The following is a 19,586-nucleotide window of genomic DNA, read 5'->3' as shown; positions in this document are numbered from 1 at the left end:
GGTGTGTCACGTTTTATACGCGCACGCTATGGCTGCGGGCGCGGCATATCTACGCTTTGGGGACGTCGTCGCCCAAACCGTTTGTTTCCGCAATGAAATCGGCCATCATGGGAACGTAGTCCTCACCCCGGCCCGCAGCCTCCATGGCCGCGAAGGCATTGCGCAGAGTCGCCTGAACCGGCGTGACCGCACCGATGCTGTTGGCCAGGTTCGAAAGGTACCGCATGTCCTTATGCGCGTTGGTGATGGCAAAACGATGGGCGTTTTCGTCTCGCTCCAGCGTCCATTTCATAAAGGTCTCGTAGAACCCGTTCGACAAACGACCGGGGCGCAGAACGGAATCCACCTGTTCCGCGCTCAGACCCGACTTTCGGGCCACGGCCAGCGCCTCGGAATACAGGACCGCATAGCCCATGGCGACGAAGTTGTTGATCAGCTTCATTTTGTGGCCCAATCCGACCTCACCCATGTGGACAACCAGCCCGGCCCAGCAGTCAATCACCGGCTTGATGCGCGCAAAAGTCTCGGGCGACGCGCCAACCATGGCATCCAGCGTTCCGGCCTCGGCCTCTTTCGGGGTGCGCCCCAGCGGAGCGTCGGCCAGGTCCATGCCTGCGCCACGGAGTTCCTCGGCCAGCTGCAGGGTCGAAACCGGGTCCGAGGTGGAACAATCCACAACGATCAAACCCTTTTTTCCTGCGGCGATGATCCCGTCGGGGGCCCGCACCAGCTGTTCCACTTGTGGACTGCCTGAGACACAGAGGTGGATGATGTCGCAGGCCTCGGCCATCTCACGAGCCGAATGAACCTCGGTCGCGCCGCGCTGCAACAGGTCTTCGACCGGTTGGCGATTACGATGCGCCATCACCACCAGCGGATAGCCGTTTTCCACGATGTTCTTGGCCATGCCATGGCCCATCAGGCCAACGCCGATAAAACCGATTACGGGTTTGTTCATGGGATTTCCTTTGTTGCTGTCGCGGCTCAGGCGTCCGAGGACTGGGTCCACAGATTGACCTCGCCATTGGAGGAATAGAGGTCGATCTCGGCCAGTTCTTCGGACGTGAATTCAATGTTCTTCAGCGCGCCGACACAGTCAACGATCTGTTCCGTCCGCGATGCCCCAATCAAAGCAGTTGTGATCCCGCCCTCGCGCAGCACCCAGGCAATTGCCATCTGCGCCAGCGTCTGACCGCGCCGATTGGCGATGGCATCAAGGTTGCGCAAATTCTGCATGGTGGCTTCGGTCAGCAGGTCGGGGTTGAGGGACTTGTCCTCGGTGGCGCGACTGCCTTCCGGCAGGCCATTCAGGTATTTTCCGGTCAGCATTCCTTGCGCCAGCGGCGTGAAGGCGATGGACCCGATCCCCAGCTCTTTCAGCGTGGCTTTCAACCCATCCGTTTCCACCCAACGGTTGATCATATTGTAGCTGGGCTGATGGATGATACAGGGCGTACCCAGATCCTTTAGAATAGCCGCAGCCTCGCGCGTGCGTTGCGAGTTATAGGACGAAATGCCGACATACAGTGCCTTGCCAGAGCGCACGATCTGATCCAACGCGCCCATCGTTTCCTCGAGCGGTGTGTTCGGGTCGAACCGGTGGGAATAAAAGATATCGACATAGTCGAGCCCCATCCGTTTCAAGCTTTGGTCACAAGAGGCGATCAAGTATTTTCGGCTGCCCCATTCGCCGTAGGGGCCGGGCCACATCCCATACCCGGCCTTGGATGAGATGACCAATTCATCACGGTATGCGGCGAAATCGGTTTTCAAAATCTCGCCAAACGCCTCTTCGGCGCTGCCTGGCGGCGGGCCATAATTGTTTGCCAGATCGAAATGCGTGATCCCCAGATCAAAGGCCGTGCGGCACAGCTCCTGTTTCAACTGATGGGGGCGATCATGCCCGAAATTATGCCACAACCCCAACGAGATAGCAGGCAGTTTCAGCCCGCTGCTTCCGCAAGAGTTATAAATCATTTTATCGTAGCGGGTGGCACTGGGGACATATGGCATTGGGGAAAATCCTGACGATATAGCAGATCGGAGTTGGCGCTATGATATGGGTCCGGCCCCTTGCCCTCAAATGTCTTTAACCCCATTTAATACAGCGTAATGAACATCAAGGACCACAAGTTTGCCGCGCCCGGACCGAGTTTTCAAAAGCGCCTGCAACGCCATGCTGGACAGGCTGATGGCCGGGGCAGAGGTCACCAATATCTCGCAATTGGCGCGTCATTTGGGGGTCAGCCGCACTACAGTGCGGGCCGTTCTGTCCTATCTGGAAAAAAGGGGTTTGCTTGCCCGACAAGGACGGGGCTATGACGTGCAGCGCTTGCCGGAACAGGCCGATTACTTTTCAGCCGCCCAAACGATGGACACACGCGACGCGCTTGAAGCCGCGTTCATGCAGATGATCCGCAATCAAGATCTGGGCCCCGGAACGCGGCTGAACGAAGGGCAACTGGCGCGGCATTTGGATGTCTCGGTTCAAACTATCCGCGAGTTTCTGATCGGCCTCAGCCGGTTTGGATTTGTGCGCAAGGATCACCACAGGCGCTGGGTGCTGGAGGGCGTCACCCGTCAATATGCGCTGGAGCTGCACGAGGTTCGCGTCATGTTCGAAAGCCGCGCGGTGGAAAACCTGTGCTGCCTGCCGGAGCAGCATCCGTTCTGGGGTGGTCTGGCACGGTTGCGGCAAGAGCATCAGGCTGTGACCGCCAGCGCCGATCTTTCCACGTTGGATTTCCCGGCATTGGACACCAAGTTTCACCGCTTCCTGAATGATCACGCGGGAAACCGGTTGATCGTCGGCTTTCAGGACGCGATTGCGATGATCTTTAACCACCACTACCTGTGGCCGCTAGAAAACCAGCTCGACCATCACCTGACAGCCACCGCCGATCACCTTGCCATCATCGACAGCATCGAAAGACGGGACAAGCGCAAGGCCCGGGCCGCGATGGCCGCGCATCTGGACACCACCCGCCGCCGCTTTGCCCAAGCGACTGCTAAACCGCCTGATGAACCTCGATGATGTTGCCCTCTGGGTCTTGAAAGAACACCTGGTGCCATTCCTTGGCGAAGGCTGTCCCATAGTCGGAATAGGGGATGCCGTTGTCGTCCAACAATTTCTTGAAAGCCGCAATATCATCGGTTCTGAAGGCAATATGCCCGCGTTCAACCGGATTGATGGACTCACTGTGTTTGAATGCCACACCAAGATCTTTCTCGGCCAGATGCATCTGCATATGACCATCTGTGGCAAAACGGATCTTGCCGCTATAGCCGCTGTCTTCGGTCTCATCAGGTCGGGGGAAGTTCTCGATCGGGATGTCGTCCAGCCCGAGGACGTGCGTGTAGAAATGATGCAGGCGCTCCACGTCCTGCGAGACATAGTTGATGTGGTGGAATTCCAGTTTCATGATCTGTGCGTATCCTGACGTTGATCCGATGGGCTGCAATCATTCGGTTTGCCCCGAAGATTACGCATTCCGCATCGCCGCGAAACCGCAAATTCAAGGATATGTCTTTGCTATTGCGACAAGACCGCCACTTTCCCGTATACTGACCCCTAAGCGCCAGACAGGTGCAGCAGACGGAGGGGGGAATGGAACAGCGGCTCTCGGCTATTCTGGCGGCTGACATGGTCGGGTATTCCCGGCTGATGGAACTGGACGAACTGGGCGTTTTGTCCCGGCAAAAGAAATACCGACGCGAATTGATCGACCCCGAAATCGAGCGCAGCCGCGGCAGCATTGTGAAAACCACTGGCGATGGCATGTTGGCCACCTTCGAATCCGTTCAGGACGCAGTGCGCTGCGCCGTGAACATCCAAAAAGCGATGAACCTGAATGAAACAGATCTTGAAGATGATCAGAGGATCCGCTTCCGCGTCGGCATCAATCTGGGTGATGTCATTTTCGATGAGGGCGACATCTTTGGCGACGGTGTCAACGTCGCCGCAAGACTGGAAGGGCTGGCAGAGCCTGGCGGAGTTTGCGTCTCAGACATTGTGCATCAGGCCGTGCAGGATCGTGTCGATACGCCGTTTCGGGATATGGGCGGGCAGCGCGTCAAGAATATCAGCCGACCGATCCGGGTCTGGCACTGGTCACCGCAGGCCGCCCCCCGGCGCGTGGCACCCGATATCTCGCTGCAACAGCGGGTAAGGTTCTGCAAATCGGCGGACGGGGTCAATCTGGCCTGGGCCTCGACCGGACAAGGGACGCCCGTGCTCAAAGCGCCGAACTGGCTGAACCATATCGAGTATGAATGGACCAGCCCCGTCTGGGGCGATTTCCTGTCCGAGATGTCCAAGCTTTGCCATCTGGTGCGGTTCGATCAGCGCGGCAATGGGCTTTCGGACTGGGATGTGGGTGATATTTCAGAGGATAGGATGATCGACGACATGATCGCCGTCGCCGATGCAGCGGGGCTGGATCAATTCGGCCTGTTCGGGATCAGCCAGGGCTCGGCCTTTTCGATCCGGTTTGCGGCCACATACCCCGATCGCGTCAAGTTTCTGATCCTACTGGGCGGCTATGTCCGGGGTCGCATGATGCGGGGCGACGCCGAAGCCGAACAATTCTATCAGGCCTCCCGCGCGATGGTATCCGCCGGGTGGGGCTCACCCAATCCGGTCTATCGCCATTTCTTCACCTCATCTTATATGCCAGACGCCACTCCGGAAGAAGGTGCAAGCTTTGATGAGATGCAGCGTATCTCGGCCAGCCCCGAAACGGCGCTGCGGATCATGGAGATGAACGCTTATGTGGATGCCCGCGCGGATGCACAACGGCTAAACGTGCCGACATTGGTGTTGCATGTCAGAGATGACATGGCTGCCCCGATCAGCGAAGGCCGCGAAACCGCGCGCGAAGTTCCAACCGCCGAATTCGTCGAACTTCCGGGCGCCAATCACTGCATGATCCGAGGGCACGCGGGCTTTGACGAGTTTTTTCAGGAGATTGGCCCTTTCCTGCGGCAGCATGGCGGCTAACCTGCCCCGCAAAACAGAGATGACAGAGCGACTATGCGGAAATACACGACGCTGGATGAAATCGGCCCCTTGGAGGTCTGGCCTTTCGACAACCCCAGCAGCGACTACAAGATATTGGAAGGTCAGCCCAAAGCCTCTGGCCGGATGGACGACGGCGGCCCCGGACATGTAACACGCGCCGGAATCTGGCGCTGCACCAAAGGAGTGTTTGAATGCACCGAACAGGGGGATGAGCTAATGACTATCCTGTCCGGCCGTTGCCAAATAATCGACTACAGTACAGGGCACACCACCGATCTGGATGTAGGAGATAGCTATTTCGTCCGGGACGGCAGCCGCGTGACGTGGAACATCATCGAGGATGTCATCAAGGTCTTCTTCGGGCATAAACCGGGTGGGTTCGACTGACGGAAGCGGGAATGCCGATGGCGAAAATGCCTCCGGCGATTTCCTGTAGGTCTGCGCAATACGCTGCATTGCCCACGTTGGTTTGACTAAAGAAAATCTTGGAACTTTGCGTAAACCTTTACGCGGTATTTGCGCATAGCTTTGTACGATTTGCCCATAAGTTTGCATGCTGCAGAGAACTCATCGAACAAACAGGCTCTCAGGCTTATCTGCAGTGCCTAATTGCAACTTATTCCCAATCGCCAGCAGACGAGCGCCACGTCTTAGCGTCCGCATCCCAAACACTGGCGGTGACGCAAGGCGTTGGGTTTATTCCGTCGCAATTGGATCCATGAATATCCGCAACAACAACGCGTTGACGCCCAAAATCAACAACCGTCCAGCCCTGGTTGAGCAAGGATTGAACCTCCTCTTCAATCAAGAAGTGTGACATGCATCCGCCAGTTCCGCAGTAAAGAGATGCGGCGCTCGAACACGCAAAACCAGACTCATTCAAAACCCAGTCGCGTTGTAGATCTCCGTCGAGATCGATCCTTTCAACCGCGCCCCAATCTAAGTCAAACTGACCGTTGTTGAACTCCGCGCATGCCTGCGCCGCCAGATCAACCTTTGCTCGTAAACCGGTTGGAAGTTGCGAAACGTCAGCCGCGACAACTGGTGAGGTCCAAACCAGGCCCGAACCAAGCAGGATCGCAGATACCAAACGTTTCAAGTAGCTTGCCAATTGGGAAGCCGGTTGGAAGGCGGTATCAATTGCACTGATCATACCTGTAGTCCCCGTATTCCAGCCAGTTTGCCGAGCCTTCGTTAAAAATCAGAAACTCGGACCTGTCTTCCCCAAGTAGGGCTACGACAAATCCGGTCGGCGGCTCAGAATTTCCGAAGTAACTGTAGGCAGTCATGGCTCTGATCGACTCGCCGTTGACCGTTACTCGCGCGTCCCACTCCCCCTCTGGATTGTCCAAAATTACGGGTTCGATCACGCGCTCTATCGCCCCGCCACCACAATAGACGATGCCTTCGGGCGCTTCGTAGGAGGCCCCCTGGTTAAAATCTGACTCGCAGGCGGAACGAAGGGACTGGATTGCCGAGCTGGAACCCTTCAAGTCAAAGATTCCGTAACTGACATCTTGATCAATCATCGACAAATTAACCGATGCATTGGCCGCAAGCTGGTCCAGCACAAAACCATAATCCTGCTGACTATTGAAACTGACCTCGACAGGATAATTGTCGACGATCTGCACGTCAGCGTTCTCTGCGCCAACCTGAAATGCGCCAACTTCGGTGGTGCCGTTCTTCAAGAAACGAATGGAAAGCCCCTGCTTGTCCGCAATGTCCTGGCTGTCCTCGTATCCAGCCGGAGCAAAGCGGATACGGTTACACTGAAGTTCCAGCGTCATGTTTCCGGTCTGAATAAATGCATTGGGATTAGGCCCGGAACTGAACGACCACTCCGCCGATGCAGTGGTCGCCATTGCCATCATCAACGCTCCAATGGAAATCGTTTTGAAACTCATTTTCACTCTCCATGGTGTTGCGGTTCGGACTTTCACCCAGCAGAGATTCCGGCCCGTTACCTGGGCAACCAGGTCAGGAAACAGGTGCGCCGTATTCGTTTGCGCCTTCTTCCGAAGGGCGCGTCAGCCACCAGATCATCAGAATGGACAGAACCAATTGAAGAATTGAGACAACAACAATACCGGTTACGCCCAGGACGGCCGCGGGTCCTCGCAATGCATCGGGGTTATCCGTCCCTTGCTCCAATACCGAAAAGAACGCCACCCCACCCAGCATAACAAAAAGCGTTGTAATGCTGAGCGCCATTGGCAACAGCAAGTACCAGCCAGGTCGCCCTGTATCGTGCAGCCTTCTCCAACCGACGGCGAGCATGGGTATTATGACGGCCAGTTGAAAAACGGAGGACAGAACCTGAGAGCCTTGGCCCGTGTCGGGGTTGGTTCCAAAAAGGATCGAATCCAACATTGCTAAAGCGGCACTCACGAGAACCACAAACAAGAAGAACCACCAGTATTCTGAGCGTAAAGCCCGGCCGGAAAACTGGAAGTATTTCGAAAAACACGTTTTAACGGCTTCACCAAATCCCATTTTTCACTCCTTTATTGACTTTCTGTGCGTCGAAAACGCTTCGCCGCTCAGAAGAACTCACGCGACCCTAAGGATGCGCCCACTAACCTTTTTGTTTGAAGGCAGACGCCTATCGTACGAGAGCGTAAAGAAGTTTACGCGCGGAAAAAATGTTGATTTATTAAAAAATAGATTCAAACATGCGAATTCGACACAACTTTCATTTTACCTCCGTTGTTGTCGTTGTTGCTCGCGTTGCCGGGCCCTTCCAGCCGCTAGAGTGAGTGCTGGCGGTTGGAAGACTTTCTAAAGTGATCGTGCTTGAGAGGACGCGATGCTCAGACTCAACGAACTCGCCCTCTCTCCGAAGCTCGCTCTAGCTCTTGCCAGCGACGTCATTCGGCCATCACGCGTTATTGGCGACCCAGATAGTCAACGAAATATCGTTCCACCGACCAAGCCCCCGCGGCAAGTTTTAGGAAAGGCAGTCACAGGATCGAGGTATGTTCTATTGACTGCCCAGACGCGAGAGCTTCAAACTAGTGCATCCAATTTCACAAATTTTAAGGGAACCAGAGGGAGAAGAAAATGTCTAACAAGATGGTGATGATTGCAGGCACGACATGTTTCGCACTGCTTGCGGCCTGCGACGATACGAGTACATCAAGCGCGTCCGCCGAACTCACGCCGGCTCAGCAAGCGTGTTTGCGAGATGTAGCCAGCACAACGAACAATTCACAAGTCGTGGTGCTCTCATCCGCGTTTAGCGAGGCGGGAACACAGGTCACAGTCGGCGTTGGCGAGGATCGCGCTCCTTGGAACTGCATTGCTTACAGTGATGGCACGACAGCTGGTATCGAGTTCCTGGGTGACGAAGGCGCATTGTGACCTGTCTGCTGCGTAGCTGAAAACGGCTGCGCAGCCCTGGCTTGATCTGCTGAGGCTCGACTTGGTTTGTAGAACCACCATCATCGTATTCGCGGTCCTGTACCTGTTGGCGTTGGTTGCATTCTTGACGGGCACATTTGGCTGGTTGGGACAGGAACGAGACCCTTTGTCCGGAGTGTTCCTTCTACCGTTGGGACTACCTTGGATACTTGTAGCGGACTTGGTCTCGGAGTCGGCCAAACCGTGGTTTGCGGCGATTGCGCCTGTGCTCAACCTGTCAGTGCTGGTCTTGATTTGCAGATGGGCACGCATTTTCGCCAATAGTGAAGGCGGAGCTCTGTCTCACCAAAAGGGAGGAAAACATGGGAAAAGTGATCTTGGGCATTGTGGTCGGGCTCGTCCTCGGCGTGGTCGGGGCGATGACCTTGGGTGGCGGGGCCGCGGTAGGTGTCGGCGTTGCGACAGGCTTGTCCGCCGGTGTCTGCTCCACATTGAAAGGAGCACAAGCCGAAAACCTGATCACCGCCGAGCAAGCGGACCAGATCCTGAATCGCGTGAATTCCGAGATGGCGTCAATGCAAGGAATTGAAACGACGGGCGAGATCGTCGGCAGCGCGCAGGCATGCGATGAATTTCTGTCAAAGTTACGAGAAGCGAAGTGAGGTTCCGCTTTGCACGGAACAAAACTGTAAGGACAAGCCAATAGGGAACCATCTGATGAAACTCATTTTACTCAAGCTCCTCACACCCATGTTCGCAATCGCGGGCACAGCTGCATTTGCGATGTCAGAAGCTGACGACGCTTGTATTGACCATTTGCGGCAGGTTGGAGGACCAGACGGTCAATCAGGTACGATTGAAAGCTCACAGTTCTCGGAAGCTGGTACGCTGGTCATGCTGCGAGATGCAGGTGGAACACTTTGGCGCTGCATCGCGTACAAGGATGGAAGCATCGGCGAGATGTCGGTTGTCGAAGCGATGGATGATGGCGGTGGAGCCATGGCAGGCGCCGCCGGCTCTACCGGTAGCCAACGTGTCAAATTTGGTTCTGGTTCCACTGGCGCAGAACTCGTTGGCCAACTCGCGCCCGGAGCATCCCAGCAATATGTTCTCGGTGCGAAAAACGAACAGTTCCTATACGTCCGCGTTGCTCCGCGAAATGGCTCCTTGGACTACGTTATTCGAAACCCCGATGGATCTGAACTGTTAGGGTTGATGTCGGCGGACAAGGAGTATCGAGGGCAGCTTTGGCAATCTGGTGATCATGTTGTGGAGGTTATCAATCGCAGCAACTCTTCCGTCGGCTACAACGTAATTTTCGGAATTGAATAGGTGATCGACCAGAAGCCCTTGAACACGTTCCCAAAACAGCCAGGAAAAACACATGAGAACCAATGTCCTAATGGTGATCGGCGCGGTATGTATTTCTGCACTTGCAGCATGCGAAGAGAGTGGCGGATCGGTGGATGCAAGTGCACCAACTGTGGGCAGCTCTAGCGATCTTTCGCCATTTGAAGGGGCAAGAGCGGGCCAAGCTGAAATGGGCATCCAAAGTCTCGGATTTGAACTCATCCGAAGCGAAGGGCTGACCTCGTACTGGTTTAACAAGGATACAGGTGCATGTGCTCAGATCACGACGTCTGAGGGAAGGTACTCAGATGTAGCTATGCTGCCATCAGGTGATTGCTGACAAATTTCCATCAATCCCAAATCCAAGAGAAGGAGCCCAAACTTGCAATTCGACCTGGCACACGCGGCGGTCATCGTTGTCGCCTTAATCATCACTAACCTGGCATTGAAATCGGCTGGCGTGATCAACGAAGAAAACAAGCACCAATGGAACTGGAAAGTTGTTCTAGCCTACTTCGTAGTCGTCGTTATCATCAATCTCGTGTGGCCCATCTAAAGTTTCACAGCGGAAAGCTATTTACCCACTTCATATGGTTGTCATGAACTAGCCTTTCCGAGAGACAATCAGGTCGCAAGAGTTTGAGCATTAAAGGTTCAAGAATAGAAAGGATTTGGCATGCGGTTTTTGGCGTCCCTCATATTCATTGGTGTTCTCGCAACCGCTGCGAATTCTGACGTGACCAGTCGAAATGGCGGTCCAAGCAACAGTCAAATGCTTTCAAAGGGTGGTGACGGAGGCATTGATGGTGTCGCTTTCTTTCGCCCAGTCTTAAGCGGAGTGTTGTATCGATCCGGTTTCAAGGGCGGCGACAAGGATCGAACTGGCCTAAGTGAAGGTCAACGCGAAACTCTGTGCGGTGAAGGGTTTTCAACCGGGTTTTATGCCGACTTTGGCAAAAACACTGAATACGGTCGCACCAGTTGTGGAAACGGATCCTTTGACTATCAGAGCGCCAGATCCTCCCGTCCCAGTGCCGTCATGGCGTCCATACATGAGGTGATTGAAAACCCTAGAAAGGGTCCTGTTCTGGTGCACTGCATGTGGGGCGTTCATTCCTCGGGAGCATTGTCGGCAATGGCGCTCGTTCAGTTTTGCGGTTGGACGGAAGAAAGGGCCAAGGACTATTGGAATGAGGCCCGTAACGGTGCCCCATGTTCAGGCGGGTGTGACCAGTGGATTGACTCAAAGTTCTCCAAATTCAGTGTCGACCCCAATTTGACGATCTCTACCGAACAACAGGCAGCGATTTGCCCCAAATGATATCGGGAGGAGTATCCAAATGAGGTTCAATCTTCTGGGGTCACTGGCTTTCATTGCACCCACTGCCTTGTGGGCGAGCGACGATGTCCTCGGTGAAGCCACAACATTTGAGAGTCCCAACGGCGTTACGGAACGCTGCATTCGGATCGAAAAAGTTCCAACGGGCGCGTATCAAAAAAGCGATCTTGAGGAAGAGACAGCCTATTGCGAGATCGATTTCTATGCCTCCGAAATTGCTATTTGCCCGAAAACCTGGAGCACCAGCCCAGGAATGGCCGTCTACGATATTTCGGAAGGACCCTACACGGGGAACCGTTCTGAGTTCGAGAGAAACGCTTGCAAAGAGGGGAAGGCGGCGAAAGATCTGGCCAAGGACAGGGTGGCCAAATTCAAATCCACCATGAACCAAAAGGGCACCAGTGGAACCTTTTCCACCTCGTCGCTGCTTTACTATCATTTCTCCAGATATTTCGACACGACTGTAAAAATTCCAGTCGCCGTTTGGCGTAGCATGGACACCCAGGCGCATTTTTCCGAGGTCGCCGAGCCTGGCCTTGCGATTTCTGGTGGCTCTCATGGCGGACGCATGAACCATGAAGGCTGGCGGGTCTTCGCAGCTGCGGATGCTGACCCAGCCTCATACCAGCCAACCGACGATTTATTCACTTCGGATCGAACGCAAATATACGGTGTACTGCTCGATAGTCCTGGGCATAGATACGGCTCGGAAATCAACGGCACACGCAAATCTGGATGGGGGAAAGGTCAGAACCGCGATTTTCAGGAAACCCCCGCTTTCTTAGCTTTGCGTTCTTCGAAACCCATGCCAGAGGCCATTGCAGAGGGCGTTAAAGAAGGCCGTAAAGACCGGATGATCAACAAGGATCTCGGTCCCGATGTCAGTGACCAACAGATGACCTTTTGGATGCAAGAGCTTACCGAGATTGTTCTCCTTGATTTTATCTTTAGCCAGCAGGACCGCGTGGGAAACATAGACTTCACACCCTATTGGTATTGGGTCGAAGACGGAAAACTGAAGCATAAGAAAGCCAAGCACCATGAACCAAACGATGGAGACGTTCCCGCCGACGCGTTATTGATCCGTCGCAGCAATCTAAACGACAACGATGCTGGTGGGCGTGTCGAGTATGCCAACTTCGCGAAATCTACTCAAATGCTGGAGAAAATTCGCCACTTCTCTCCAAGCACATATCGACGCCTGGTTGCATTGAATAGTGACCTTCAAACCCAAGGCCCGATCCATGACTGGCTATCGCAAAGCTTTGGTTTGTCAGACAGTCAGATTGCACAAGTTGTCAAAAATACTGCGCTGGCAACGTCCATCCTCCAGAGCAATTGTTCAAATGGCGATTTGATGTTCGACTTGGATCCTGTCGCATTCTTTTTGAGAAACGACACCGAGGTAGGGGCCTTGGACTGTAATGACCCGTAGGTGTTCTGCTCTTATTGCGGTGTTCATTTGGACCGCTCTGCTCGCCTGCAAAGCGGCGGCATTGGATGTTATCGTCATATCGGATCTGAACGGAAGCTATGGTTCGGTAAGATACGATGCCCGCGTCGACAAAGCGATTAAGCGGATAGTCGAGATTGATCCAGATCTGGTTATTTCGACCGGAGATATGGTTGCGGGACAGCGCATTCCCAACTTGTCCGACAAACAGGTCAGGGATATGTGGAAGGCGTTTCACGAGGCCGTATCAGATCCTTTAGAGGCTGCCGGCATTCCATTTGCGGTCACGCCAGGAAACCATGATGCCTCTGCGTACCGTGGGTTCGAGCGTGAAAGAAAAATATACGCAGAGGAATGGATACCACGAAAACCAGACGTCGACTTCCTGGTTTCGGATGACTACCCGTTCTTCTACGCGTTTGAGATGCAGGGCGTAACGTTTGCATCTTTGGATGCTACGACCTTAGGGCCGCTATCCGGTGATCAACAGGACCGACTTGTGGAACTGGGTGCAAATGGAAATCCGGTTGTCACTTTCAGTCACCTCCCACTTTGGCCCTTCGCGATCCAGCGCGAACACGAAATCATCGGTGACCCAACACTTGAAAAAATCTATTTGGAAAGCGGTGTCGTTCTGCATCTGTCAGGCCACCATCATGCCTTCTACCCAGGCTGGAAAGACGGTGTGGCTTATGTTTCCCAAGCTTGTTTGGGAGGTGGCCCGCGACGGCTTATTGGTGACAATGTCAAATCACCTCACAGCTTCACTCATGTTACGTTCCAACCAAGTGGAGAGTTTGGGATAGCAGTATATCGAGGGCCTGATTTCGAAAGGTCAGTAAACTTCAAATCGCTCCCGAAAGAGATCAGATCCCCGAATGCGGTGCTGAAACGCTTAGACCTTGTGAAATGACTAGAGGTTGAGTTTCAGCTCAACTTTATCAGGGACCAGATCGTTTATCATCTCTTCGATCCGAGCTTCCGACAATCCACCCGAGGTAATGAAAAGCAATGAAACGCGAGATTTGCCGGGAACGTGGTGTCTTCTGACCAGCTTCCAGCCAGCGTCTGCGGCCATGGCTTCAATGGCTCCGCTGACTTTCAATGAGTGCTCTTCGTCTGAAGCCTTGAGCGAAATTTCCACGCCCTTGTTTCGCCCACCGAGCCAAATGAAACACCAACATACAACCGCCACCAATGTGGCCATCAAGGGCAAGCCCAGCCCTACCGCCAGCCCAAGCACGGTCACTATAATCATTTCCACCGTGTCGACCGGGTCATCCATATTTGATCGGAACCTCAACAGGGCTCCTATTCCAAAGATCACGAACCCGATCATTGATCCGTGCTGGACTACCAAGAATCCAACCGCCATGCCGACAAGCGCGTATAGGAAGAACAGCCTGGGCATCATGATATCACTGACACTTCTGCGGGCTCTCCGCCTCACAGGGTGATAAACGATTAGTCCAGTCAATATGACAGTTACGATGACGTCGAGAGTAAAAAAATACAGTTCCTGTTTGCCCCGAAACTGTATCCAACGTCGTTCGATAAGTATTTCCGACTCTGAAGTACCGGCCAGCATCGTAGCGGGGTCGATTTGTGTTACCGCAGCGCCTGGCAACAGCACCATCAATAGCGCGGCCATGAGTGGGAAAGTCTTGTTCAACTTAACTTCCTTCCTGCTTGCTCTGGCAGATTGCGTTCCGCCATCTTGTCCAATTCAATCGCAACAGGCGCGATCAGGTAAAGAGATTACCGTGCATTCTTCGGACATCGCATTCGGACTGTGATACGAACGCTGATACAGGGAAGTGGTTCATGCGCGAGAATATCCAATGTCAGAACACAAGCTGCTTCGGTCGAAAATTGGGTTTTCACGGTGCTTCCCCAAGCTTGCGAAATTGGCTTCCTTTGCAAGCGCCGCTGTCGCATTTTTGGCTTGGATCGAGTTCGCCCATGCCGACAACCCCGGTTTGACACTCATCGACTCCTTCAAGGTGGCGGATAAATCGGAAGGCTTCTCAGAGCCTTCAGGATTGTCTCTGTCCAACGCCGAAGGCTTCTTATGGTCAGTAAGCGACGCTGAACCTAAACTGCACCTACTTGGAATCGACGGGGCATTAGGAAACTCATTCAAGCTGCCTTCATTGGCGGGATCAGATCTGGAGGGCGTCGCATCACGAAAAGATGGGTCTGTTTTAGTACTTCAGGAAACTGATCGATCAATTCTAGTCGTTCACCCGACTGACCCCATTCAACTAACTACAATCCCTCTCACATCTCTTAAAGGTTACTCGGCCGCCGCTGCATTACTCGTCGGCAACCCTTTGAACAAGGGACCCGAAGGCATCGCCGTTGACCCGGAATCCGGGCGGGTCTTCGTTGGGATTGAGGGACAACCAAGGTTGTTAATGGTGTTATCGCCAGAGCTAGACGAAATTATTGAGATCATTCCTTTAGCCCGCGATGCAGGTTTTATCTCCGAGCGTGTAGATGATGATGAACTGGATTTGAGCGGCCTAGCATGGTCCCCGTCCTCACGTTCTCTTTGGATTGTGAGTGACAAAGGCCGTCAAATCTTCGTCTACGATCCAGAGTCCAAGTCCATAAAGTCTATCAGTTTGACGTTCACAGAAGATGGCAAACAAAAGGAAGTTAAACATCCCGAAGGGATCGCTCTCGATGAGACCAGAGGGCTTCTCTATATACTGACAGACGACGCCAAGAAATCGCGGCTTTATGTTTTTAATATCCCCAAATTTTGATCGCTAGAGAATGACGCTCACATTGCCACGATAGCTTCCGCAAGTTGTTGCAGCTAACTTACCACTCCTCTTCGTTGCTCCACCCTAATCAGAACCGAACACTTAAGTTTGCACCGAGGCCATGCTCTTGGCCGTTGGAACGAACTGAGTAACCATACCCTGCCGTTAGTCTTGCCAGATCAGAAATCTGATAGCCCAGTCCAAGCCCAAGAACGAAACCATTGGCGCCTCGGTTTTGTCCGACTTGCGTGAATGTCCCAAATATCGGGCTCGTTACAGTGATTTCGTGCTCACTATCCTTGTTGGCAAAAAAATCATACTCGTAACGAGCAAAGGCGATTGGGGTTAGCACACCATTCTCTGTCAAGAAATCCCGCTGGTAGTCAACTCCAATGGAAGCGACCAGCGATTCTGCATCCGCTTTTTCAATCGAGTAATTGAAATCACCACCGCCAGTCTCTGTGCCTGAACCTTGTTGGATACGCCCGTAGTTCAATCCGAAAACCGTAGAAACCCTTGCACCGCTCTCCAGGTTAAACAACTTCCGTGCCTGGATACCGGCGTGGATTCCCTCTTGGTCCAAATCCGATTTAGCCTCGCCCCCCGTAAAGCCATCAACAGAAGGGTTGTTCCGCTTGGCATCAGTTTCACCGAACATGTAACCGATCAGTCCGGAGAACTCCCAAGTTCCTGTTGTTGTACGCCCATACACGCCCACATGATAGCTGTCGGTCGAAAAGTCCTGATCGACTTGATCGTGTTCATCCATGGAGGATGTCCCAAAACCTGCATACACGCCGACCACACCTCTATTGGTGCTTGCGACATCAGCTCCAACCAAAATGGTGCCCAGCGAATAGTCGAATGTGCCAAGGCCATTGCTTCCATCAACGTCCCCGCTCACATAGGCCGTGTCGATCCACCAGCGCCGATCAGAGCAGTCTATTGCGCCGCTCGGGCTCTGGGCCGAGTCGATGTCTCCCGATGCAATAGGTTGATCCTCATTGTTGAAGCCAACCGCTTGATACTTGCGGCAGTCAGCGTGGCTCAGCACTGTGTTGGTTATCAGGTCGAGTTGCTCAAGCCCAACGGTCAAATTGGAGGAATAGGGTTCTGCGTGCACACGATTAAACCCAGCCAAACCTGAATTGGTAAGCGTGTTAACGGCATTGCCCAAGGTTGTGCCGTTGGTCAGGTTGGTTCCTGGAGACGTGTTTGTGGTGTTGGCCACCGCACCAGCAAGGTTGCTTGCATTGGGAGATCCAACAACTGATGGATGTTGCGGTAAACTCGAAACGGGGAGTGTCGAAACCGCAATATCAATTCTACCGTCCGCGGTTGGCGTGTTTGAGATACTCAGACTGGATAGGGCGGGCAGAGATCCTCCGGCAACAAGAGTTGGGGAGTTTCCATCGAAACTCGAGGCTTGAAAAACCGTGTAGTCGTTGCCAGCAGCATAGTCCTGCGCAGTCAGGCCGGGACGAACGGCTTCGACTTGTATGGTGGCGTTGTTGATACCAGTGACTGCGTCTGTTGACGAAACCAGATCCGCATTTTGTGCCGCTGCGGGGTCGACTTCCGACAAAATCGTCGACCCTGCATCGAAGGAAATTGCACTATTAATATTCAACGTCCCAATCGAGGAGCCTGGTGAAAGAACAGCGCCATTTCTCACGTTGAAATTGAATGCGTTCACGGTGCCGTTGCCGGCCAGAGTACCAAAGTTATCAAAATCGACCGTGGTTAAGCTGCTGGACGCGTCAAGCCGAAGTGTTGAACCAGCACCGATCACCATATTGCTGGTGGCCGTCATTGAACTGTTGGTCAGTGTAAAATCAGACGCTTGAGCAATTCTTGTCTGAATGTTGATCACACCAAACGCGATTTCCGTCGCGTTTGTTACTGTCAAGTTATCGTAAGTTAACGGCGTGTCTGATTGGAAATACACCTCGGTAGGGTCAACGTCTCCACCATTGGCGGGTGCGAATGTCATCGACCTTCCCGAACCAATCGAAGTGCCTATAATATTCACCCGTAGCTTGCCGTTGATTTGCGTCGTCAGGGCCTCCCGTGAAACAAAGTCGCCGCTCCCAGCCGCGACATCGACGTTCAACAAAGTCAGTACCGATGCTCTGTCTGGATTTTGACTCTGCCCCGGGACATACAGCTCAATTTCCCCAGAAGGCGTTATGGTGGAATTACCAATCAGAAGCGCCGTGATGGGCCCGTTTGGAATTGGCAGGCAGGATTTAACAGTAGAGGATATCGTCTGCCCGCTAAGAATGGTCTCTGTTCCAGCAGTGTATTCTTGACGCGGAGCACCAACTTCAACGCAAGATTGCGAACTTTGGGCCTGGGCATCGCCGGACAGTAAGAAATACGCCAAGATTAAGAATGAGATATTCGCCAGAGTGATGCGCTGAGCAATTCGACTTAGTGGGAACGGCCTATTGTTTGTCACCAACTTTCTCCTCTCGCGGTACAAGCGAAGCTACCTCAACTTAGGACTTGAAAAACAAAGTTTATCTTTTTGGATTTTTTGTTGTGGCATTTGAGCAAGCTCACAACACGGGAAGGTCTGCGCAATGCAGACCTGCTCGTGCATTTACTGCGAGGCAAGACAAGCCGGGTTTTACATTCCGACCAAATCCACCTTTGCGTAGAAGCAATCGCAAAAGGTCAAGCCTTGAAACGATTTTCCCGAGCTTGATGGGCGCTGAACAGCGCCATTGAGTATAGGCATGGATCATTGGGTTTCGGAGTCGAAAGCTAAGATCAATGCAGATGCTCACCGCTCCGCCGATACGCACCTTTTCAAGCTAGTAGGCCAAAACTTCTGGACCGAGATTGATCTGATCGAGAGCGCGTCCCTTATTCAGAAACTCGACGAAACCAATTTGAAGTTTGAGTTTCAGAGCTTGCCAATTTTCGACAAGATCTGAAAGCTGGTTGACTGACATCAAGAGAATGAAACAATAAACTGAGAAATGACACGGAGTACGAAGATACTGTTGGCGCTCACCGTATTGACGGTCGGGTTATGCATGTTCCTAGCGGGAGGTGCGGTCGAACGTTACCAATTTGAGGAGGCCTGCCTAGACTTGGGCGGAGGTCGCCATCCTGGAGATTACCCGATTTGCGTTTTGGAACAGACGGACGCGTCTCAGTCACGCCGCGATTGGAACAAAGAAGCTACGAGCACAACGATGCCAATTGCTGCGAGAATGAAAGTCAGCGGCAAAAAGAAGCTTTCTTGCAGAACGCCGTTTGGATCGACACCGCCATAAAACAGGTGCTCTGAAAGCCCACTTAGTGCTGCAAGGAAAAGGATGACGATACCAAAAAGGCGAAGTTTGGTCATGTCAGGTCTCCTAGGGAATGGGCCAATAGTTAGCATCGTTTTTCATACCTGTGAATTGAGGAGCCTAGTTCTTCAATACCTTGATTGCATCGCAATCCAGCCGTAGGCGCGTATAATGCGAATATGACAAGAGATATTGAAGCTAACGCTAAGACAATCGCTGATGCCCTGACCTCTGCCCAGCAGATACCTAAACTGTCTTCAGAGGCAGGACAGCTATCGCTGGATGACGCATATTCGATTGCTAGTCGTGTCCGCGAGATTTTGGGCAAAGAAAGAGTTGGCAGAAAAGTCGGCTTCACGAACCGCACGATTTGGCCTGTTTATGGTGTGGATCAACCCATTTGGGGAGAGGTCCACTCAGATGGGCTGTTTTCGACTGATCAGCCGGTAAACTTGGCAAGGTATTCAGAACCGAGAATCGAGCCAGAAATCGTACTTGGCCTCGGCGATGCGCCGACGGCTGAAATGAACAATGAACAGTTGGCAGGTTGCGTGGAGTGGGTCGCTCCAGGGTTTGAAATCGTGCAATCGATTTATCCCGACTGGAAATTCTCAGTCGAAGATTCAATCGCAGCACAAGGATTGCACGGCTGCCTTGTTCTTGGCGACAAAATCGCGGCGACGCATGATGTTTTGATCGGCTTGGCCGAAGTGCCACTAGCGTTGTTCAAGGGCACCGAGGCTATCGAGGCCGGCAAGGGTGAAAACGCGCTTGGAGGCCCAATCAAAGTCCTGGCTCATCTTGTGTCTCTGCTTTCCAAAGACGACCAGCTTCAAGGAGGCGAGCTAGTCACAACTGGCACATTGACGGACGCATGGCCAGTTTCGCCGGGCGAACAATGGTCAGCTGGTTTTGGTGGCGTGATGGACACCGAGCTATCCGTACGATTTACATGAGGCTTTGGTAGAGTGGTGACGCCGACTGC

At 53.2% G+C, this 19,586-nt stretch carries 22 protein-coding genes; 13 read left to right on the top strand and 9 right to left on the bottom strand.

Annotation, left to right across the window (positions count from 1 at the left end):
* Nucleotides 1-49: 49 nt before the first annotated feature.
* On the bottom strand, nucleotides 50-1,009 hold the full coding sequence (locus ACR3E7_RS15360) for an NAD(P)-dependent oxidoreductase (RefSeq protein WP_480504096.1): 960 nt from the start codon (nucleotides 1,007-1,009) through the stop codon (nucleotides 50-52).
* A complete protein-coding gene (mgrA, locus tag ACR3E7_RS15355; protein WP_480504097.1) occupies nucleotides 985-2,013 on the bottom strand; it encodes an L-glyceraldehyde 3-phosphate reductase in 1,029 nt (342 codons plus the stop codon). The genes ACR3E7_RS15360 and mgrA overlap by 25 nt, the downstream gene beginning before the upstream one ends.
* 163 nt (nucleotides 2,014-2,176) lie before the next feature.
* Between mgrA and ACR3E7_RS15350 the strand changes: the two genes are divergently transcribed.
* Complete coding sequence (locus ACR3E7_RS15350) at nucleotides 2,177-3,034, top strand: GntR family transcriptional regulator (protein ID WP_480504268.1); 858 nt, start codon at nucleotides 2,177-2,179, stop codon at nucleotides 3,032-3,034.
* Here the strand turns inward: ACR3E7_RS15350 and ACR3E7_RS15345 are convergent.
* Complete coding sequence (locus ACR3E7_RS15345; RefSeq protein WP_170787455.1) at nucleotides 3,009-3,422, bottom strand: VOC family protein; 414 nt, start codon at nucleotides 3,420-3,422, stop codon at nucleotides 3,009-3,011. The genes ACR3E7_RS15350 and ACR3E7_RS15345 overlap by 26 nt on opposite strands.
* A gap of 185 nt (nucleotides 3,423-3,607) precedes the next feature.
* Between ACR3E7_RS15345 and ACR3E7_RS15340 the strand changes: the two genes are divergently transcribed.
* Both ACR3E7_RS15340 and ACR3E7_RS15335 read left to right on the top strand, forming a co-directional pair.
* The gene (locus tag ACR3E7_RS15340; protein ID WP_170790480.1) at nucleotides 3,608-4,999 is read left to right on the top strand and encodes an alpha/beta fold hydrolase; all 1,392 of its coding nucleotides are present in this window, start codon (nucleotides 3,608-3,610) and stop codon (nucleotides 4,997-4,999) included.
* A 33-nt stretch (nucleotides 5,000-5,032) separates the two neighbouring features.
* Nucleotides 5,033-5,407, top strand: coding sequence for a cupin domain-containing protein (locus ACR3E7_RS15335; protein WP_480504098.1), 375 nt, complete (start codon nucleotides 5,033-5,035; stop codon nucleotides 5,405-5,407).
* A gap of 229 nt (nucleotides 5,408-5,636) precedes the next feature.
* On the opposite strand, the gene ACR3E7_RS15330 is transcribed toward ACR3E7_RS15335, so the two are convergent.
* From ACR3E7_RS15330 to ACR3E7_RS15320, 3 genes are all read right to left on the bottom strand, one after another.
* Complete coding sequence (locus ACR3E7_RS15330) at nucleotides 5,637-6,173, bottom strand: hypothetical protein (RefSeq protein WP_480504099.1); 537 nt, start codon at nucleotides 6,171-6,173, stop codon at nucleotides 5,637-5,639.
* On the bottom strand, nucleotides 6,157-6,927 hold the full coding sequence (locus tag ACR3E7_RS15325; protein ID WP_480504101.1) for a hypothetical protein: 771 nt from the start codon (nucleotides 6,925-6,927) through the stop codon (nucleotides 6,157-6,159). Before ACR3E7_RS15325 ends, ACR3E7_RS15330 begins: the two co-directional genes overlap by 17 nt.
* A 73-nt stretch (nucleotides 6,928-7,000) precedes the next feature.
* Nucleotides 7,001-7,516 (bottom strand): DUF805 domain-containing protein, encoded by a 516-nt coding sequence (locus tag ACR3E7_RS15320; RefSeq protein WP_480504102.1) that lies wholly within the window; start codon nucleotides 7,514-7,516, stop codon nucleotides 7,001-7,003.
* Between the two features lie 567 nt (nucleotides 7,517-8,083).
* Here ACR3E7_RS15320 and ACR3E7_RS15315 point away from each other — a divergent pair.
* The 8 genes from ACR3E7_RS15315 to ACR3E7_RS15280 all read left to right on the top strand — a co-directional run bounded on the left by ACR3E7_RS15315 (nucleotide 8,084) and on the right by ACR3E7_RS15280 (nucleotide 13,438).
* On the top strand, nucleotides 8,084-8,383 hold the full coding sequence (locus tag ACR3E7_RS15315) for a hypothetical protein (protein ID WP_170418729.1): 300 nt from the start codon (nucleotides 8,084-8,086) through the stop codon (nucleotides 8,381-8,383).
* 362 nt (nucleotides 8,384-8,745) lie between these two features.
* A complete protein-coding gene (locus tag ACR3E7_RS15310) occupies nucleotides 8,746-9,045 on the top strand; it encodes a hypothetical protein (RefSeq protein ID WP_170662709.1) in 300 nt (99 codons plus the stop codon).
* A 55-nt stretch (nucleotides 9,046-9,100) separates the two neighbouring features.
* Complete coding sequence (locus tag ACR3E7_RS15305; protein WP_480504103.1) at nucleotides 9,101-9,715, top strand: hypothetical protein; 615 nt, start codon at nucleotides 9,101-9,103, stop codon at nucleotides 9,713-9,715.
* A gap of 52 nt (nucleotides 9,716-9,767) precedes the next feature.
* Nucleotides 9,768-10,073: a hypothetical protein gene (locus tag ACR3E7_RS15300; RefSeq protein WP_170418736.1), complete on the top strand. Its 306-nt coding sequence runs from the start codon at nucleotides 9,768-9,770 to the stop codon at nucleotides 10,071-10,073.
* A 42-nt stretch (nucleotides 10,074-10,115) separates the two neighbouring features.
* Nucleotides 10,116-10,289: a hypothetical protein gene (locus ACR3E7_RS15295; RefSeq protein WP_157054209.1), complete on the top strand. Its 174-nt coding sequence runs from the start codon at nucleotides 10,116-10,118 to the stop codon at nucleotides 10,287-10,289.
* 120 nt (nucleotides 10,290-10,409) lie between these two features.
* Nucleotides 10,410-11,054, top strand: a complete 645-nt coding sequence (locus ACR3E7_RS15290; RefSeq protein WP_480504105.1) for a protein-tyrosine phosphatase family protein — start codon at nucleotides 10,410-10,412, stop codon at nucleotides 11,052-11,054.
* 19 nt (nucleotides 11,055-11,073) lie between these two features.
* Entirely contained in the window at nucleotides 11,074-12,507 is a 1,434-nt protein-coding gene (locus ACR3E7_RS15285; RefSeq protein WP_058282221.1) for a hypothetical protein, read from the top strand.
* A 61-nt stretch (nucleotides 12,508-12,568) separates the two neighbouring features.
* The gene (locus tag ACR3E7_RS15280) at nucleotides 12,569-13,438 is read left to right on the top strand and encodes a metallophosphoesterase family protein (RefSeq protein ID WP_480504107.1); all 870 of its coding nucleotides are present in this window, start codon (nucleotides 12,569-12,571) and stop codon (nucleotides 13,436-13,438) included.
* Here ACR3E7_RS15280 and ACR3E7_RS15275 read toward each other — a convergent pair whose 3' ends face one another.
* Complete coding sequence (locus ACR3E7_RS15275) at nucleotides 13,439-14,197, bottom strand: hypothetical protein (protein ID WP_170781837.1); 759 nt, start codon at nucleotides 14,195-14,197, stop codon at nucleotides 13,439-13,441.
* 169 nt (nucleotides 14,198-14,366) lie between these two features.
* Here ACR3E7_RS15275 and ACR3E7_RS15270 point away from each other — a divergent pair, with 169 nt between their 5' ends.
* Nucleotides 14,367-15,296 (top strand): SdiA-regulated domain-containing protein, encoded by a 930-nt coding sequence (locus tag ACR3E7_RS15270; RefSeq protein WP_170781838.1) that lies wholly within the window; start codon nucleotides 14,367-14,369, stop codon nucleotides 15,294-15,296.
* 88 nt (nucleotides 15,297-15,384) lie between these two features.
* Here ACR3E7_RS15270 and ACR3E7_RS15265 read toward each other — a convergent pair whose 3' ends face one another.
* Together ACR3E7_RS15265 and ACR3E7_RS15260 are read right to left on the bottom strand one after the other, a co-directional pair.
* Entirely contained in the window at nucleotides 15,385-17,757 is a 2,373-nt protein-coding gene (locus tag ACR3E7_RS15265) for an autotransporter family protein (protein WP_480504108.1), read from the bottom strand.
* A gap of 702 nt (nucleotides 17,758-18,459) precedes the next feature.
* The gene (locus tag ACR3E7_RS15260; protein ID WP_170657922.1) at nucleotides 18,460-18,657 is read right to left on the bottom strand and encodes a DUF3955 domain-containing protein; all 198 of its coding nucleotides are present in this window, start codon (nucleotides 18,655-18,657) and stop codon (nucleotides 18,460-18,462) included.
* Between the two features lie 123 nt (nucleotides 18,658-18,780).
* On the opposite strand from ACR3E7_RS15260, the gene ACR3E7_RS15255 reads away from it, so the two are divergent.
* On the top strand, nucleotides 18,781-19,557 hold the full coding sequence (locus tag ACR3E7_RS15255) for a 2-keto-4-pentenoate hydratase (protein ID WP_480504109.1): 777 nt from the start codon (nucleotides 18,781-18,783) through the stop codon (nucleotides 19,555-19,557).
* Nucleotides 19,558-19,586: the final 29 nt, after the last annotated feature.

It is taken from the genome of Ruegeria sp. BK1 (assembly GCF_056535645.1).
Note: the sequence above shows the minus strand (reverse complement) of the source record. Positions and strands in the feature narration are given on the sequence as shown.

Excerpts from the sequence above, each read along its gene's own strand:
- mgrA (WP_480504097.1), bottom strand. The coding sequence starts at position 2,013 with ATGCCATATGTCCCCAGTGCCACCCGCTACGATAAAATGATTTATAAC.
- ACR3E7_RS15350 (WP_480504268.1), top strand. The coding sequence starts at position 2,177 with ATGCTGGACAGGCTGATGGCCGGGGCAGAGGTCACCAATATCTCGCAA.
- ACR3E7_RS15345 (WP_170787455.1), bottom strand. The coding sequence starts at position 3,422 with ATGAAACTGGAATTCCACCACATCAACTATGTCTCGCAGGACGTGGAG.
- ACR3E7_RS15340 (WP_170790480.1), top strand. The coding sequence starts at position 3,608 with ATGGAACAGCGGCTCTCGGCTATTCTGGCGGCTGACATGGTCGGGTAT.
- ACR3E7_RS15335 (WP_480504098.1), top strand. The coding sequence starts at position 5,033 with ATGCGGAAATACACGACGCTGGATGAAATCGGCCCCTTGGAGGTCTGG.
- ACR3E7_RS15330 (WP_480504099.1), bottom strand. The coding sequence starts at position 6,173 with ATGATCAGTGCAATTGATACCGCCTTCCAACCGGCTTCCCAATTGGCA.
- ACR3E7_RS15325 (WP_480504101.1), bottom strand. The coding sequence starts at position 6,927 with ATGAGTTTCAAAACGATTTCCATTGGAGCGTTGATGATGGCAATGGCG.
- ACR3E7_RS15320 (WP_480504102.1), bottom strand. The coding sequence starts at position 7,516 with ATGGGATTTGGTGAAGCCGTTAAAACGTGTTTTTCGAAATACTTCCAG.
- ACR3E7_RS15315 (WP_170418729.1), top strand. The coding sequence starts at position 8,084 with ATGTCTAACAAGATGGTGATGATTGCAGGCACGACATGTTTCGCACTG.
- ACR3E7_RS15310 (WP_170662709.1), top strand. The coding sequence starts at position 8,746 with ATGGGAAAAGTGATCTTGGGCATTGTGGTCGGGCTCGTCCTCGGCGTG.
- ACR3E7_RS15305 (WP_480504103.1), top strand. The coding sequence starts at position 9,101 with ATGAAACTCATTTTACTCAAGCTCCTCACACCCATGTTCGCAATCGCG.
- ACR3E7_RS15300 (WP_170418736.1), top strand. The coding sequence starts at position 9,768 with ATGAGAACCAATGTCCTAATGGTGATCGGCGCGGTATGTATTTCTGCA.
- ACR3E7_RS15290 (WP_480504105.1), top strand. The coding sequence starts at position 10,410 with ATGCGGTTTTTGGCGTCCCTCATATTCATTGGTGTTCTCGCAACCGCT.
- ACR3E7_RS15285 (WP_058282221.1), top strand. The coding sequence starts at position 11,074 with ATGAGGTTCAATCTTCTGGGGTCACTGGCTTTCATTGCACCCACTGCC.
- ACR3E7_RS15270 (WP_170781838.1), top strand. The coding sequence starts at position 14,367 with ATGTCAGAACACAAGCTGCTTCGGTCGAAAATTGGGTTTTCACGGTGC.
- ACR3E7_RS15260 (WP_170657922.1), bottom strand. The coding sequence starts at position 18,657 with ATGACCAAACTTCGCCTTTTTGGTATCGTCATCCTTTTCCTTGCAGCA.
- ACR3E7_RS15255 (WP_480504109.1), top strand. The coding sequence starts at position 18,781 with ATGACAAGAGATATTGAAGCTAACGCTAAGACAATCGCTGATGCCCTG.